Source organism: Streptomyces diversicolor (assembly GCF_057537855.1).
In genome coordinates, this window is the sequence record NZ_BAAJXA010000004.1 from 243398 (window position 1) to 257670 (window position 14273).

Here is a 14273-nt window from a genome sequence, read left to right on the forward strand (position 1 = left end):
CGCTCTGCGCCGCGCCCGCGTCGCAGGTCACACATCGGTGGACCGGCGGGGGCGGCGTGGATCGTCGACTCGGGTAGGTGCCGGGCCGGTTCGTCGCGGTTCGCGAACGGATCCGACCCGGCTCGCAGATCAGGGGCGCCGGCCATGTCCGCCGGCGTGGCGTGTGCCGCGGTCTACGCCGGCGGGAGCCGGTAGACGGACACGTGTGAGCGTGAGTCCGCGGTGAACTCGGCGCCGGTCCAGTCCGCGTGTCTGGACTCCAGCTCGAACCCGGCGAGTTGGGCCATGAGGTCCAGTTCGGCCGGCCAGATGTACCGGTGCGGGCTGCGGAACACCCGCGCCTGACCGGCCCGGTCGAAGTCGAGGTGATGGGACACGACCCGCTGGCGCAGGACGTCGTAGGTGTCCAGGCCGATGTACTCGGTCCCCACCTGCCATACGGTGGCCGACTGGCCCGGCGGCAGCTTGCGCAGCTCCGGCACCCACAGCTCGATCACGAACCGGCCACCGGGCCCGAGATGGCGGGCCGCGTTGCGGAAGCACTCGACCTGCTCGGCCTGCGTGAGCAGATTGGAGATCGTGTTGAAGACGAGGTAGACGAGGGTGTAGTCACCGGGGGCCGCGGTGCTCGCCATGTCACCGATGACCACCGGGAGGGTCGCCTCGTCCGCCTTGGTCCGCAGTTGCTCCACCATCGGCGGTGACAGTTCGATGCCGGTGACACGGACTCCGCGCGCCGCGAGCGGGATCGCCACCCGGCCGGTCCCGACGGCGAACTCCAGGGCCGCGCCGTCGCCCGCGAGTTCCGCGAGCCGTTCCACGGTCGGTGTCAGCACCTCGGGCGCGAACATGCCGGTGCCGGGGGTGTCGTACCGCCGAGCGGCCTCGGCGTCCCAGACCCTGCGCTGCTGTGCTGTGCTCGTCTCCTCCTGCGCCTCCTGCATGGCGCCACCCTTCGCGATCGGCCGCCGTGCTGTCCACCGAATATCCCGCGCCGGGCCGTGCACGGGCGGCCCGGCCGTCACGCCGGGGCCGCCGCCGCCCGCGTACCCTGTGCGTGTGCCGCCCTCCCGTCCGCAGCGCGTCGCCGTCCTCGTGCTCGACGGCGCGAAACCGCTCGACGTCGGCATTCCCGCGCAGGTGTTCACGACCCGCGCGAGCATGCCGTACGAGGTGCGGGTGTGCGGCGCCGAGCCCGGGCTCGTGACCGGCGGTGACGGCCTGTCGTACCACGTGGCGCACGGCCTCGAAGCGCTCGCCTGGGCGGACATCGCGTTCGTGCCCGGCTACCGGTTCCCGGACCGGGACGACCCGCCGCGGGCCGTGGTCGACGCGCTGATCGCCGCCCACGACCGGGGGGCGCGGCTCGCCGCGATCTCCACCGGCGCCTTCGCGCTCGCCGCCACCGGTCTGCTCGACGGCAAACGCGCCACCACACACTGGCACTACACCCGGGCGCTGGCGGCCCGGCATCCGCTGGTCCGGGTCGACGAGAACGTGCTGTTCGTCGACGAGGGTGACATGCTGACGTCGGCGGGCGCGGCCTCCGGCATCGATCTGTGCCTGCACATCCTGCGCCGCGACCTCGGGGTGGCCGCGTCCCATCACGCGGCCCGGCGGCTGGTCGCGGCGCCCTACCGCAGCGGCGGTCAGGCACAGTACGTGCCGCGCAGTGTGCCCGAACCGCTCGGCGAGCGGTTCGCCGCGACCCGCGAATGGGCACTGCACCGCCTGGGCGAACCCCTCACCCTCGACGTGCTCGCCCGGCATGCGGCGGTCTCGCCGCGCACCTTCTCGCGGCGCTTCGTGGAGGACACCGGGTACACGCCGATGCAGTGGGTCCTGCGCGCCCGCATCGACCTCGCCCGTGAACTGCTCGAACGTTCGCAGCGGAGCGTGGAGCAGATCGCCGCCGACGTCGGTCTCGGCACGGGCACCAATCTGCGGCTGCACTTCCAGCGCGTCCTCGGCACCACGCCGAGTGAATACCGGCGCACCTTCACCCAGGGCGAATAGGTCCCCGGAGCCGCGTGGCGTGATCCTTTCGAACCATGGCACTCACGCCGCTTCCGGCGGCGGGCGCCGCCCGGGAGGCTGAGGGCGAACCGAAGGGACACCATTCATGACTCGCATCGCCGTCAACGGATTCGGCCGCATCGGACGCAATGTGCTGCGCGCACTGCTGGAGCGCGACAGCGACCTCGATGTCGTCGCCGTCAACGACCTCACGGAACCCACGGCCCTCGCGCGGCTGCTCGCCTACGACACGACGGCCGGCCGGCTCGGCCGGCCCGTGACCGTGGAGGGGGACACCCTCGTCGTCGACGGACGGCGCATCAGGGTGCTCGCGGAACGCGAGCCGGAGCGCCTGCCCTGGGCCGAACTCGGCGTGGACATCGTGCTGGAGGCGACCGGCCGCTTCACATCGGCCAAGGCGGCCGGCGCCCACCTCGCCGCGGGCGCGAGGAAGGTGCTCGTCAGCGCGCCGTCGGACGGCGCCGACGTGACGCTCGCGTTCGGCGTGAACAACGACGCGTACGACCCGGCCGCGCACACCATCGTCTCGAACGCCTCCTGCACGACCAACGCGCTCGCTCCGCTCGCCGCGGTGCTCGACGAGCTCGCGGGCATCGAGCACGGCTTCATGACGACGGTGCACGCCTATACGCAGGAGCAGAACCTCCAGGACGGCCCGCACCGCGACGCCCGCCGTGCCCGCGCCGCGGCCGTGAACATCGTGCCGACCACGACGGGCGCCGCCAAGGCGATCGGTCTGGTGCTGCCGAACCTCGACGGCAAGCTGTCGGGCGACTCGATCCGGGTGCCGGTGCCGGTGGGCTCGATCGTCGAACTCAACACGACCGTCGCCCGCGAGGTGACCCGTGAGGACGTGCTCGCGGCGTACCTGGCCGCGGCGCGGGGGCCGCTCGCCGGCATCCTCGAATACTCGGACGACGCGCTCGTCTCGTCCGACATCACGGGCAACCCGGCCTCGTCCGTCTTCGACTCGGCTCTCACCCGTGTCGACGGCCGGCACATCAAGGTGGTCGCCTGGTACGACAACGAGTGGGGCTTCTCGAACCGGGTGATCGACACCCTCGAACTCCTCGCCGCCGGCTGACCGGCGTCGTAGTCCGAGGGTGCCCCGAAGGGGCGCTGGGTTCCCGGCGGAAGGAGGAGAGTCCTGACCAGCCGAGTGTTCCTCGTCTCCCCCGCCATGAGCGGGTCGCTGCGGCGGGCCCGCTTCGACGACGGCGCCCCGATCGAGGAGGGCGGCGCGCACCGGGCCCGCGCGGCGGCCGGTTCGCTGCCCCCGGCGGGCCGCGTTCTGACCTCGCCGAGCGTGCGCTGCCGGGAGACGGCCGCGGCGCTCGGTCTGAACGCCCTGACGGCGCCGGAGCTGGCCGGTCTCGACGTGGGGCGCTGGCGGGGCCGCACCCTGGACGAGGTGGGCGCCGCCGAACCGGAGGCGGTCGCCCGCTGGCTCGGCGACCCGGACGCCGCGCCGCACGGCGGCGAGTCGGTACGGGACCTGTGCGGACGGATCGCGTGCTGGCTGGCCGGCGCCGCGGACACCGGCGGCCGTACCCTCGCCGTGGTCGAGCCGGAGGTGGTGCGGGCGGCGGTCGTCCATGCGCTGGACATGCCCGTGACGGCGTTCTGGCGCCTCGACGTTCCCCCGCTGACGGCGACCGAACTGAGCGGCCGGTCCGACCGCTGGAACCTGCGCCTGGGCCGGCCGCCGAGCGTGAGCGCTCCGCTGGGAGGGCCGTGATCGGTCGTCGGTCGTCCGCGCCGCCGTCGTGGCCTCCGCCTCCCCTCGTCACCGCTGTGGGCTGATTCCTGCCACGGTCAGTGTCAGCAGGCGGTCCGCCTCGCCGGCGGGATCGGGATGGTGCTCCGTGGCCAGGGCGATCCCGGTGACCAGTGTGACCAGGTCGGCGACGGTCACGTCCGGTGCCACGGCACCGTCCCGGGCGGCGCGGCGCAGCAGCGGCTCGACCGACTCGGTGAGTCTGGCCGCGCAGGCGTCGGCATGCCCCGCGTCCGGGTCGCCCGCCGGCTCCTGGGTGAGGACGGCGGCCATCCCCCGGGCGGATGCGGCGTACGCGGTGAGGGCGGCCAGCCACTCCAGCAGCGCGGCCCGGCTGTCGGCGGCACCGGCCAGGTCACGGGCGCGGGCGCACAGCTGCTCGATCCGTTCCTGGAACACCGCTTGCAAGAGGGCGCCGCGGCTGGGGAAGTGCCGGCGGACGGTGGCCGAGCCGACCCCCGCCGTGCGGGCGATCTGTTCCAGGGACGCGTCGGCGCCGTGCGCGGCGACCTCCTCCTCGGCCACCGCGAGGATGCGCGCGTAGTTGCGCCGGGCGTCCGCACGCTGGACGGGCATGGTGTCACCTCGGGGTTTGCTAAATGGCGGGGCCCTCCGTATCTTACCGGAGGAGAAACGGCGGGCCCCGCCGCTTAACCCATGGGCAGCATTGGAGAAGCATCGTGCCGACCGATCCCGCACCCGTCCTGGTCACCGGCGCCACCGGCCGGCAGGGCGGCGCCACCGCCCGTGCCCTGCTCGCGGCGGGCGTTGCCGTCCGCGCACTGGTCCGCGACCCGGCGACCGACCGGGCGAAGGCCGTCGAAGCGCTCGGAGCCGAGCTGGTCACCGGTGACCTGGACGACCGCGACTTAGTGATCCGGGCCGCCGAAGGGGCCCGCGCCGTCTTCTCGGTGCAGATGCCCGATCTGAACGGACGTGGTTTCGAAGGCGAGTTCGCGCAGGCCGTCCATCTGATCGAGGGCGCGCTGACCGCCGGCGTGCCGCAGTTCGTGCACACGTCCGTGTCGGGCGCCGGACAGCACACGCAGAGCCCCGGCTGGGCTGAGGGCCGCTGGGCCGCGATGGAGCCCTACTACTCCACGAAGGCCGGGATCCAGGACCGCGTACGGGCGGCCGGCTTCGAGCACTGGACCCTCATCAAACCGGGCTTCTTCATGGAGAACTTCCTGCTCTCCGAGGCGTTCCTGTTCCCCCGTGGCATCGAGGGCGGTCTGGTCAGCCTGGTGAAGCCGGACACCTGGCTGTCGCTCGTGGCGGTCGACGACATCGGCAGGGCGGTGGCCGCCGCCGTCGCCGCGCCCGAGCGGTTCGACGGCGTGGAACTGGAGCTGGCGAGCGACTACCTGACGATGCGCGACATCGCCAAGACGCTCTCCCGCGTTCTGGGAACGGAGTTGACCGCCCCCGACATGACCTTGGAGGAGGCCGTCGCCGCCGGGATGCCCGCCATGGGCACCGGGCACGCCATGATGAACGAGACCGGCCAGCCGGCCCGCCCGGAGTACGCACGGGCCCTCGGCATCCCGCTCACCGGCTTCGAGGAGTGGGCACGGCAGCATCTGCGCGCCTCGGCCTGACGCCGTTGCCTGCCGTGTGCCGCCGCCGGAGGGCCCCGGACGGTTCCGAGGCCCCGGCGGGCCGGGCGCACGGCGCGGGCACGGTCCTCAGTGCGCGGCCGGAACCGCCTTCGCCGTAGCGGCCGTTGCGGGCTTCGGGCGCAGCAGCCGCTCGGCCGACTCCGCGAAGAGCAGGCCGAATCCGCCCCACAGGACGGCCTGGACGGCCAGCGTGGACAGCCGGAACCGCCACAACAAGGTGGCCGGGAAGCCCGCCGGCACCTCGTCGACGACCGGCAGGAACGCATACGCCAGACCGATGACCACGACGAACGCGGTCACCGCCACGACGGTGGCGTACCACGAGCCGAGCCGGGACGCGAGCCGTCTGCCCAGGATGGTGGCGGCGATCGCGAGGAGCACGCTCAGCAGCATCATCAGGAAGTACAGGGCGGTCCGTCTGCCGATGGTGTCGGCATCGCCCACCGACGGCGGGTTGGCCGGGTACTTCAGGAACGGCACGACATACACGACGAGCAGGGCGCCGCCGGACAGCAGCAGCGCCGTCGCCCGCGGGCCGAACCGGCCCACGCGCCCGAGGGCGAAGCAGAAGGCGAGCGCGGCGATGCCGCCGAAGGCGACCCCGTGGACGAGGACACCGGTGGCGAGGCCGGCGGTGGACTGCACGGAGCGGGAGACGACCTCCGCCCCGTGCTCGTGGGCGTGGGCGTCCTCGAAGCCGATCGCCTTGTCGACGTTCGGCTCGCCGAGGAAGTAGGCCACGATCAGGGCGAGCACACCGGCCGCGAGGCCGGCGAGCATGCCCCGCAGGAGAAGGCCGCGTACGGTTGCGGAGTTCATGGGCGGGCTTCGTCCCCTCGCGTCAGTGGCAGGGGAAGCCGAGCAGATGGCGGGCGTCGTGCACCCATTCGTGGACGCCCGTGCCGCTGAACACGGAGGTGGCGCCCTGCTCGGCGCCGACGAAGTAGAGCAGGATCAGCATCAGGATGCCGAAGAAGACCGCCCAGGGGGCTATCGCCTTCAGCGGCAGCGTGGCCGGAACGGAGGGGGTGGTGGCTGACGGCCGGGCGACATGCTGCGCCATGGCAGACCTCCTTGGGGAGTTCGCGTCCCCTCTCGGTGGTGCACAGGACGACGGCCACGGGTCTGACTCACGAGCGGCCCAGGGGCGCTCGCACACAGTGGCGCGACCGTGCCGGATTCCCACCGGCTTCCGTCGTACCGTCGTCGATGTCGCAGCGACCGTACCGCGTGCCGCGTGCGGGGCCAAGACCGCGCCCGCCGCCATCGCCACGGCCACCACCCGGCAGACCGACGAGACGGCAGATCGGCTATCGCCAGATCGGCCTTTTGACAGTCCTGACGGGTCGACACGGCGACACGGCGACACGGCGACACGGCGACAGCCGATGGTCACCCTCCGGCCCGGGCGTCCTGGGCTTCGCCGTGCGGCGCCGGTGTGAGGGGCGGTGGGGCGAACACCAGGTCGGCCCGGTCCAGCGTGGCCGCGATGAGGTCGGCGTTTCGCTGGTCGGTGCCGAGCGACCACGCGCGGGCCTCCGCGAGCGGTTTGCCGTAGGCGACATGCCGCTGGATGAGCCGGTCCAGCCGTGTCTCCTCGTCGGTGGCGACGTACCACGTCTCGTCGAGGAGCGCCTTGACGCCCGCCCAGGGGCCGTCGTCGAGCAGCAGATAGTTGCCCTCGGTGATGACCAGCGGCGTTACGGCCGGGACCGGGATGGCGCCGGCGACGGCCTCCTCGAACTCGCGGTGGAACCGCGGGGCGTAGACACACTCCCCGGTCGGTTCGCGCAGTCGGCGCAGCAGCGCCGCATACCCCGCGGCGTCGAAGGTGTCCGGTGCGCCCTTGCGCTGCCGGCGGCCGAGCCGTTCCAGTTCGCCGTTGGCCAGGTGGAACCCGTCCATGGGCACCACGACGGCCGTGTCCGGGCCGAGCGCGGCGGCCAGGTGCGAGGCCAGCGTGGACTTTCCGGAACCCGGTGCGCCCACGATGCCGAGCATCGCGCGCCGTCCGGCCCCGGCGAGGGCCCGGGCCCGTGCGCGCAGACCCGAGAAGGGCATCACGTCAGGGGCACCGGCGGGGACGGCCGAGGGGGTCCTACCGTGGCGATCCATGCCCGGCCTCACGAGTCGAAGCGGCTTCGGGACGTCTCGATGTGGTGGAAGTAGCGGTGGGTCCAGGCGCACATGCCGTCGACGGTCGCCCTGAGACCCTGGCCCGGCTCGGTGAGGGTGTACTCGACCCGCGGCGGCACGGTGGGGTGCACGGTCCGCTCGACCAGGCCGTTGCGCTCCAGCATGCGCAGGTTCTGGGTGAGCATCTTGTGGCTGATGCCCTCGATCTCGTCCCGCAACTCGCTGAAACGCAGGGTGCGTTCGCCAAGGGACTCGATGATCAGGAACGCCCACTTGTTGGCGACGTCCGAGAAGATCTCGCGCGCCAGGGAGTCGGCGCGGGTGAGGTCCGCGTCATCGGGCGTGCCCTTGAGTTGCTTGGTCACCATGAGGTTCCCCAGTCACCGAAAAGTGCGTTCTTCCATGTCAGCGACCACTCTCCTACGGTTTCCGAGTAACCACAAGAGAGCACGAGCCGCTGTGCCCCAGGCCGACGGGCCTCGGGTTCGCAGGACGCAAGGAGACAGCACGCATGGCCATCACCCTCGTCAACCCCGGCGGACTGCCCGAGATCGACGTCTACCGGCAGGTGTCGGTGGCGTCCGGCTCGAAGCTGGTCTTCATCGCCGGCCAGGTCGCCTGGGACGCGGACGGCGTCACGGTCGGCAAGGACGACCTCGCCGCCCAGGTCGAGCGGTGCTATCTCAACGTCGGCACCGCCCTGTCCGCGGTCGGCGCCTCCTTCCAGGACGTGGCCAAGCTGACTGTGCATGTCGTGGACTGGACCGCCGACAAAATGCCGCTGCTGCTGGCGGGCATCGACCGGGCGGCGGCGCGCCTCGGCGTCACCCCCGTGCCGCCCGCCACACTGCTCGGTGTGGCGGCGCTCGACGTACCCGAGCACCTGGTCGAGGTGGAGGCCGTCGCGGTCCTCGACTGAGCCCGGGTCGTCAGCCGGCCTGGAGGACGAAGTCGTACTCGGCGTGCAGGTACGGCGCATCGAGGCGGCTTCCGTCGGGCGCGGCGCCCGCCGGGTGCGCGGTGAACGGCACGATCAGCGCGTCCCTCGTACCGAACACGACGTCGCTGTCCAGGTAGTCGCTGCCCGCCTGGAACAGATGGGTGATCAGCTTCCGGTAGCCGGGTTCGTCGATGAGGAAGTGGATGTGCGCGGGCCGGAAATGGCTGATGTCGGTCGCGCGGATCAGATCGCCGACGGGGCCGTCCATGGGGATGGCGTACCCGCGCGGTGCGATGGTGCGGACGCAGTAGCTGCCGTCCTGCGCGGTACGGTACTTGGCCCGCAGGCGTGCCTCGTCGACCTCGGGGAGCTGCGCCTCGTACGCGCCGTCGGCGTCGGCCTGCCAGACGTCCAGTACGGCGCCCGCGACGGGCCGTCCCCCGGTGTCGGTGACCTTGCCGGTGACGAACAGCGGCGTTCCCGGGATGCCGTCGGACATGTCGAAGCCGCGCGGTACGGCAGGTGAGCCGTCGATGTGGAAGGGGCCAAGCACCGTGGCCGGCGTCGCCCCCGGCTCGAAACGGTTGTTCAACTGGACCACGAGCATGCTGAGTCCGAGTACGTCCGAGGTGAGGATCAGCTCCTGGCGCTTGTCGTCGCAGGTCTGGCCGGCCGCGGTGAGCCACTGGATCGCGGCGGCCCACTCGTCCTCGGTGAGCCGCACTTCCCGGGCGAACGCGTGCAGATGGCGGACCAGCGCGGCCATCAGCTCCGCAAGCCGCGGGGAGTGCGCGGTGGCCCAGCGCTGAACGGCCAGCTCGGTGATGTTGTCCTCGTCGACGAACACGTTGCTGCTCCTTGGTCTGCGGTCGTGGGCGCGGGTGCGAGAGGCGGGCGCCGAGTACGGGGGGCGGGAGCCGGGGTGCGGGGGCGGGAGCCGAGTGCGGGAGCTGGGTGCGGGGGCGGGAGCTGGGCGCGGGAGTCGGATGTGGGGTGCGGGAGCGTGGGCCGGGAAAGGGGTGCGCGCGGCGGCGGCGCGGTGTCGGCAGTCAGTCGTCGTGCCGGCGCTCCGTGAGCGGTTGCGGTGCGTAGGGGTCCGGTGGGACGGCGGTGCTGTTGCGGTCGACGGACAGGAAGACGTCCCGTGCGACCGGGTGGCGCAGTTCCTCGGCGAGCTGCCCGATCAGCCCGGCCGTGCGCGCCAGCAGCGCGAAGGCGCGCAGCAGCGGCAGGGGCAGGTCCAGGTCGGCGAGCGCGGCGCCGCACACCCCGGCCCCGTTGAGCGGAAGCGTCCGTCCCAGCACGGCGGGATGGACCCGGCCGATGGCGGCGAACAGCCGCAGGTGCGGTCCGAAGCGGTCTTCCTCGGTGGCGATCCGCATGAGCCGCGCGGTGCGGGGATCGCCCTCCTTGTGCACATGGTGCCCGAGCCCGGGGACGAGCCTCCCGGCCGCCCGCCGCTCGCGCACCGCGCGCAGCGCCACCTCGTCCCAGCCCGCCTCGTCGGCGGGCAGCGCACCGGCCAGGGACTCCAGTACGTCGTGCAGGAAGCGTCCGGTGTCCTCGGTGACGCCGAGGAAGCGTGAGCCGCCGCCGAGCAGCCCGGCGGCCAGCGCGCCCTGGACCGAGTCCGGCGCGGACAGATGGGTCAGCCGGGTGACGAGGGCGGTGGGGGTGAATCCGTGGTCCGCCAGCGCGGCGAGCACCGCTTCGAAGACGCGCAGGTCGCCGGGGGTGGGCCGCCGCTGGGCGGCCAGCCAGAACGCCAGCTCGCCGAAGCCGACCGAGCCCATGATGTCCTCGGCCAGGTCGTGTCCGAGCAGGGTGATGGTCCTCGGGCCGGACGCGCCGAGGGCGGTGGGGTAGCCCGCGGGAGTCGTCGGGTCAGCCATGGTCGCTCTCCTCGGGTGCGGCCAGCCAGGCGCGCAACTGCGCGCCGTGTTCGTCCAGTTCGGGGGGTGGCAGCCGGTAGGCGGCCGGGGTGGCGGAGAACCGGATCGGGTGCCGGGTGGTGGGCACCGCGCGGTCGTCCTCCCCCACGGTGACGACCGGGTCGAGCCCGAAGCGTTCGGCCATGGCGAAGCCGCCGTCGAGGGTGTTGATCGGACCGCTCGGCACCCCGGCCGCCACCAGCAGTTCGAACCACTCGTGGGCGCCGCGCGTGAGCAGCCGCTCGGCGAGCAGCGGCCGGAGCTGGTCGCGGTGTGCGGTGCGGTCGGCGTTGCGCGCGAAGCGCGGATCGTCGGCGAGCGCGGGGGCACCGAGTACCTCGCACAGCTTGCGGAACTGCCCGTCGTTGGCGGCGGTCACGATGAGGTCCTGGTCGGCGGTGGGGAACGGCTCGTAGGGGAACACGCTGGGGTGGGCGTTGCCCATCCGGTACGGCACGGTGCCGCCGGCGACGTAGGCGGAACTGTGGTTGACCAGGCCGGTCAGCGCCGAGGACAGCAGGTTCACCTCCACCAGCTGGCCCTCGCCGGTCGCGTCCCGGTGCCGCAGCGCGGCGAGGATGCCGATCGCGGCGTGGTTGCCGGCCATCACGTCGAACACGGAGATCCCGGCCCGGTACGGCGGCCCGTCCGGGTCGCCCGTCAGGCTCATGAGGCCCGAGACGGCCTGGACCATGAGGTCGTAGCCGGGCACCCGGCGGCCGGCCCCGGAACCGAAGCCGGTGATCGAGGCGTAGACGAGTGCGGGGTTGTCCCGCCGCACCGTCTCGAAGTCGAGCCCGTACTTCGCCATGCCGCCCGGCTTCATGTTCTCGATCAGGACGTCGGCGCGGCTCACGAGTTCACGGGCGAGCGCGGCGTCGTCCTCGCAGCGCAGGTCGAGGACGATCGAGCGCTTGCCCCGGTTGATCCCGAGGTAGTAGGTGGAGACCTCGCCGCGCACCGGGGGCGTCCAGCCGCGGGTGTCGTCGCCGCCGGGGCCTTCGACCTTGACGACGTCCGCGCCGAGGTCGGCGAGCAGCATCGTGGCGTACGGCCCGGCGAGGATCCGCGAGAAGTCCGCCACCAGCACCCCGGACAGCGGCCCGGGCGGGTCCGGGGTGTCGGAACCGGGTGTGCCGTGCGTGGTCTCCGGCCGAGCGGGCCCGGCGTTCTGCGGCATCGGCCCTGCCTCTCTGTCCGCTTGGCGGACGTTCGTCCGTCCGGCGATTCTGTGGCGCACACCGCGGGCGCGTCAAGGCAGCGTGACCGCACCGGTCCGGGTGGTGTGCGGCGCGGACTGGAGGCGGGCGAAGTCCCCGCTGATCTCGCCGGCGGTCTGCAGCAGGAGCGGCAGGTGGTCGTCGAGGAGCGCCTGGACCGAGGTCTCCGCGGCGTGCGAGTTGACGTTGACGCTCGCCACGACCCGCCCCGATCCGTCCCGCAGCGGGGCGGCCACCGAGCGGATGCCCCGCGCCAGTTGCTCATCGGTCAGCGCCCAGCCCCGGGCGCGCACCTCGCGCAGCTCCGCCTCCCACTCGGCCCGGTCCGGCTGCCACACGGGCCGCAGCCCCGACCGGCTCGGCTCGGCGAGGATCCGGGCGGCCTCGTCCGGCGGCAGCGCCGCCAGCAGGACCTTGCCGAGCGAGGTGGGCAGCGCGGGGAAGCGGGTGCCGATCTGCACGGCGAGGGTGACGATCTTCGGCACGGAGACCCGGGCGACGTAGACGATGTCCGAGCCGTCGAGCTGGGCGATCGAGCAGGATTCACCGGTGCGTTCGACCAGCCGCTCCAGGTGCGGCCTGGCCACGTCCCACAGTCCCATCGAGCGCACGTAGGCGACGCCGAGGTCGAGGACGCGCGGGGTGAGCGCGAAACCGCCGGACTGATGGCGTACATAGCCCAGTTCGGCCAGGGTGAGCAGGATGCGCCGTACGGTCGGCCTGGCAAGGCCGGTCGCCGCCGCCACATCGGTCAGCGACATCACGGGCTGCTGGGGCCGGAACGCCGTGATCACCTCAAGACCTCGGGCCAGCGCCTCGATGAAGTCGGGCCCGGTTCCTTCGCGGGGCATGAGAACTCCTCCTGTCGGTGTCACGGCAGCGGCGGCGGCCGTCCGCTGTGCGGACGGCGTCACTCAAGCACTCTACGCAGCGAGACCGGCATCCGGCCCCGGCCCACGCACCGGAGCGGGCCACGGCCGACCGCAGAGCGGACGCCGGTGCCCGAAGCGCGCCGAGGCTCGCGCCGTACCCGGTATTGACATCGCAGCGTCCGCCCGAACACCATCGGGCAGCAAGCACACCGCCGCCATACGGACACTCGTCCGCCACGAATGCGCGTGACAGGAGCGGGAGATGCACAGATGAGCCAGTCCACCTCGTTCCGACCGGGCCGTCCCGTCGTCTTCCGCGGCGGCACGGTGCTGCCCATGGACCGGGCCCGCCGGGTGCTCACGGACACCGACGTCCTCGTGACCGGCGACCGGATCAGCGCGGTCGGCCCGCGGCTCGCCGTCCCGGACGGGACCGCGGAGATCGACGCCGGCGGCGGCATCCTGATGCCCGGCATGATCGACACGCACCGGCACATGTGGCAGACGGCGATGCGCGGCTACGGCGCCGACTGGACCCTCACCCAGTATTTCGTCTGGTACTACCTCGAACACGGCACGGTGTTCCGCCCCGAGGACGTGCACGCCGGGAACCTCCTGGCCGCCGTGGAGGCGCTGGACGCGGGGGTGACCACCGTCGTGGACTGGTCCCACGGGCTGCGGACGGTCGACCACGCGGACGCCGCGGTGGACGCGCTGCGGGCGGTGCCCGGCCGGTACGTGCTCGCCTACGGCAATATCCAGCAGGCCCCGGCGCAATGGACCGCGGCACCGCAGTTCCGGGACTTCGTGCGCCGCCGGATCACCGGTGACGACCTGCTCGGCCTGCAACTGGCCTTCGACGTCACGGGCGACCCCGCCTTCCCCGAGAGACCGGCCTTCGAAGTGGCACGCGAACTCGGCGTCGCCGTCACCACCCACGCCGGTGTCTGGGGCGCCACCGGCGACGACGGCATCCGGCTCATGCACGAGCACGGCTTCATGACGCCCGAGACGGTCTATGTGCACGCCTCGTCCCTGTCGGCCGACTCCTACCAGCGCATCGCGGCGACGGGCGGCTCCGTGTCGGTGTCCACGGAGAGCGAGCAGAGCGCGGGCCAGGGCTATCCGACGACCTGGGCGCTGCGCTCGTACGGCATCCCCGTCTCGCTGTCGATGGACACCAGTGTGTGGTGGAGCGGGGACCTGTTCTCCGCCATGCGCAGCACGCTCGGCGCCGACCGCGCCCGCGAGCACCTGGAGGCGCACGCCAAGGGGGAGACGGTCACCCACTGCGCCCTGCGCGCCGATCAGGTGGTGGAGTGGGCGACCCTCGGCGGGGCCCGGGCCCTTAGCCGCGCCGACGAGTTGGGCAGCGTCGAGGCGGGCAAGAAGGCCGACCTGGTGCTGCTGAAGAACGACCACTCACCGGTCGCGTTCCCGGTGCTCAACCCCTATGGCCATGTGGTCTTCCAGGCGCAGCGCGGCGATGTGCACACCGTGGTCGTGGACGGCCGCGTGGTCAAGCACGAGCACCGTCTGCTCGGCATCGACCTGGCCGCGGTACGGCGCGAGGTCGAGCGGACCGTCGAGCACCTGCGGTCGGCGCTGGGCGAGGCGGACTGGCGCAGGGGCATGAACCCGGACGTTCCCGAGACGAGGGTCCTCGACAATCCCTACACCTACACCGACTACCGCAGCGCCACGACCCACGGCCGGTGAGCCGGCGCACGGACGGAGGGCC

At 72.6% G+C, this 14273-nt stretch carries 16 protein-coding genes; 6 read left to right on the forward strand and 10 right to left on the reverse strand.

The genetic code is table 11. The annotated features are described in order from the left end of the window. Positions 1 to 173: 173 nt before the first annotated feature. Positions 174 to 944 (reverse strand): class I SAM-dependent DNA methyltransferase, encoded by a 771-nt coding sequence (locus AC27LF_RS06510; RefSeq protein ID WP_479663550.1) that lies wholly within the window; start codon positions 942 to 944, stop codon positions 174 to 176. Positions 945 to 1059: 115 nt separating this feature from the next. Between AC27LF_RS06510 and AC27LF_RS06515 the strand changes: the two genes are divergently transcribed. The 3 genes from AC27LF_RS06515 (at position 1060) to AC27LF_RS06525 (ending at position 3775) form a co-directional block, all read left to right on the forward strand. Continuing rightward, on the forward strand, positions 1060 to 2016 hold the full coding sequence (locus AC27LF_RS06515; RefSeq protein ID WP_479663549.1) for a GlxA family transcriptional regulator: 957 nt from the start codon (positions 1060 to 1062) through the stop codon (positions 2014 to 2016). Positions 2017 to 2122: 106 nt separating this feature from the next. Continuing rightward, positions 2123 to 3121, forward strand: coding sequence for a type I glyceraldehyde-3-phosphate dehydrogenase (gene gap, locus AC27LF_RS06520; protein ID WP_479663548.1), 999 nt, complete (start codon positions 2123 to 2125; stop codon positions 3119 to 3121). A 63-nt stretch (positions 3122 to 3184) separates the two neighbouring features. Then, the gene (locus AC27LF_RS06525; protein ID WP_479663587.1) at positions 3185 to 3775 is read left to right on the forward strand and encodes a histidine phosphatase family protein; all 591 of its coding nucleotides are present in this window, start codon (positions 3185 to 3187) and stop codon (positions 3773 to 3775) included. 48 nt (positions 3776 to 3823) lie between these two features. Here AC27LF_RS06525 and AC27LF_RS06530 read toward each other — a convergent pair whose 3' ends face one another. Beyond that, positions 3824 to 4390, reverse strand: coding sequence for a TetR/AcrR family transcriptional regulator (locus tag AC27LF_RS06530; RefSeq protein ID WP_479663547.1), 567 nt, complete (start codon positions 4388 to 4390; stop codon positions 3824 to 3826). A gap of 104 nt (positions 4391 to 4494) precedes the next feature. Here AC27LF_RS06530 and AC27LF_RS06535 point away from each other — a divergent pair, with 104 nt between their 5' ends. Next, positions 4495 to 5412, forward strand: a complete 918-nt coding sequence (locus tag AC27LF_RS06535; RefSeq protein ID WP_479663546.1) for an NmrA family NAD(P)-binding protein — start codon at positions 4495 to 4497, stop codon at positions 5410 to 5412. 87 nt (positions 5413 to 5499) lie between these two features. On the opposite strand, the gene AC27LF_RS06540 is transcribed toward AC27LF_RS06535, so the two are convergent. The 4 genes from AC27LF_RS06540 to AC27LF_RS06555 all read right to left on the reverse strand — a co-directional run bounded on the left by AC27LF_RS06540 (position 5500) and on the right by AC27LF_RS06555 (position 7937). Next, positions 5500 to 6252: a CbtA family protein gene (locus tag AC27LF_RS06540; RefSeq protein WP_479663545.1), complete on the reverse strand. Its 753-nt coding sequence runs from the start codon at positions 6250 to 6252 to the stop codon at positions 5500 to 5502. 22 nt (positions 6253 to 6274) lie between these two features. Beyond that, on the reverse strand, positions 6275 to 6496 hold the full coding sequence (locus AC27LF_RS06545; protein WP_479663544.1) for a CbtB domain-containing protein: 222 nt from the start codon (positions 6494 to 6496) through the stop codon (positions 6275 to 6277). A 329-nt stretch (positions 6497 to 6825) separates the two neighbouring features. Beyond that, a complete protein-coding gene (locus tag AC27LF_RS06550; RefSeq protein WP_479663543.1) occupies positions 6826 to 7494 on the reverse strand; it encodes a nucleoside/nucleotide kinase family protein in 669 nt (222 codons plus the stop codon). Positions 7495 to 7556: 62 nt separating this feature from the next. Continuing rightward, a complete protein-coding gene (locus tag AC27LF_RS06555; RefSeq protein WP_479663542.1) occupies positions 7557 to 7937 on the reverse strand; it encodes a winged helix-turn-helix transcriptional regulator in 381 nt (126 codons plus the stop codon). A gap of 143 nt (positions 7938 to 8080) precedes the next feature. On the opposite strand from AC27LF_RS06555, the gene AC27LF_RS06560 reads away from it, so the two are divergent. Continuing rightward, positions 8081 to 8488: a RidA family protein gene (locus tag AC27LF_RS06560; protein WP_479663541.1), complete on the forward strand. Its 408-nt coding sequence runs from the start codon at positions 8081 to 8083 to the stop codon at positions 8486 to 8488. A 10-nt stretch (positions 8489 to 8498) separates the two neighbouring features. Here AC27LF_RS06560 and AC27LF_RS06565 read toward each other — a convergent pair whose 3' ends face one another. From AC27LF_RS06565 to AC27LF_RS06580, 4 genes are all read right to left on the reverse strand, one after another. Beyond that, complete coding sequence (locus tag AC27LF_RS06565; RefSeq protein WP_479663540.1) at positions 8499 to 9356, reverse strand: dioxygenase family protein; 858 nt, start codon at positions 9354 to 9356, stop codon at positions 8499 to 8501. Between the two features lie 202 nt (positions 9357 to 9558). Beyond that, a complete protein-coding gene (locus tag AC27LF_RS06570; RefSeq protein ID WP_479663539.1) occupies positions 9559 to 10401 on the reverse strand; it encodes a citryl-CoA lyase in 843 nt (280 codons plus the stop codon). Beyond that, on the reverse strand, positions 10394 to 11620 hold the full coding sequence (locus AC27LF_RS06575) for a CaiB/BaiF CoA transferase family protein (RefSeq protein WP_479663538.1): 1227 nt from the start codon (positions 11618 to 11620) through the stop codon (positions 10394 to 10396). Before AC27LF_RS06575 ends, AC27LF_RS06570 begins: the two co-directional genes overlap by 8 nt. 72 nt (positions 11621 to 11692) lie before the next feature. Beyond that, on the reverse strand, positions 11693 to 12511 hold the full coding sequence (locus AC27LF_RS06580) for an IclR family transcriptional regulator domain-containing protein (RefSeq protein WP_479663537.1): 819 nt from the start codon (positions 12509 to 12511) through the stop codon (positions 11693 to 11695). A 291-nt stretch (positions 12512 to 12802) separates the two neighbouring features. Between AC27LF_RS06580 and AC27LF_RS06585 the strand changes: the two genes are divergently transcribed. Next, a complete protein-coding gene (locus AC27LF_RS06585; RefSeq protein WP_479663536.1) occupies positions 12803 to 14251 on the forward strand; it encodes an amidohydrolase family protein in 1449 nt (482 codons plus the stop codon). Positions 14252 to 14273: the final 22 nt, after the last annotated feature.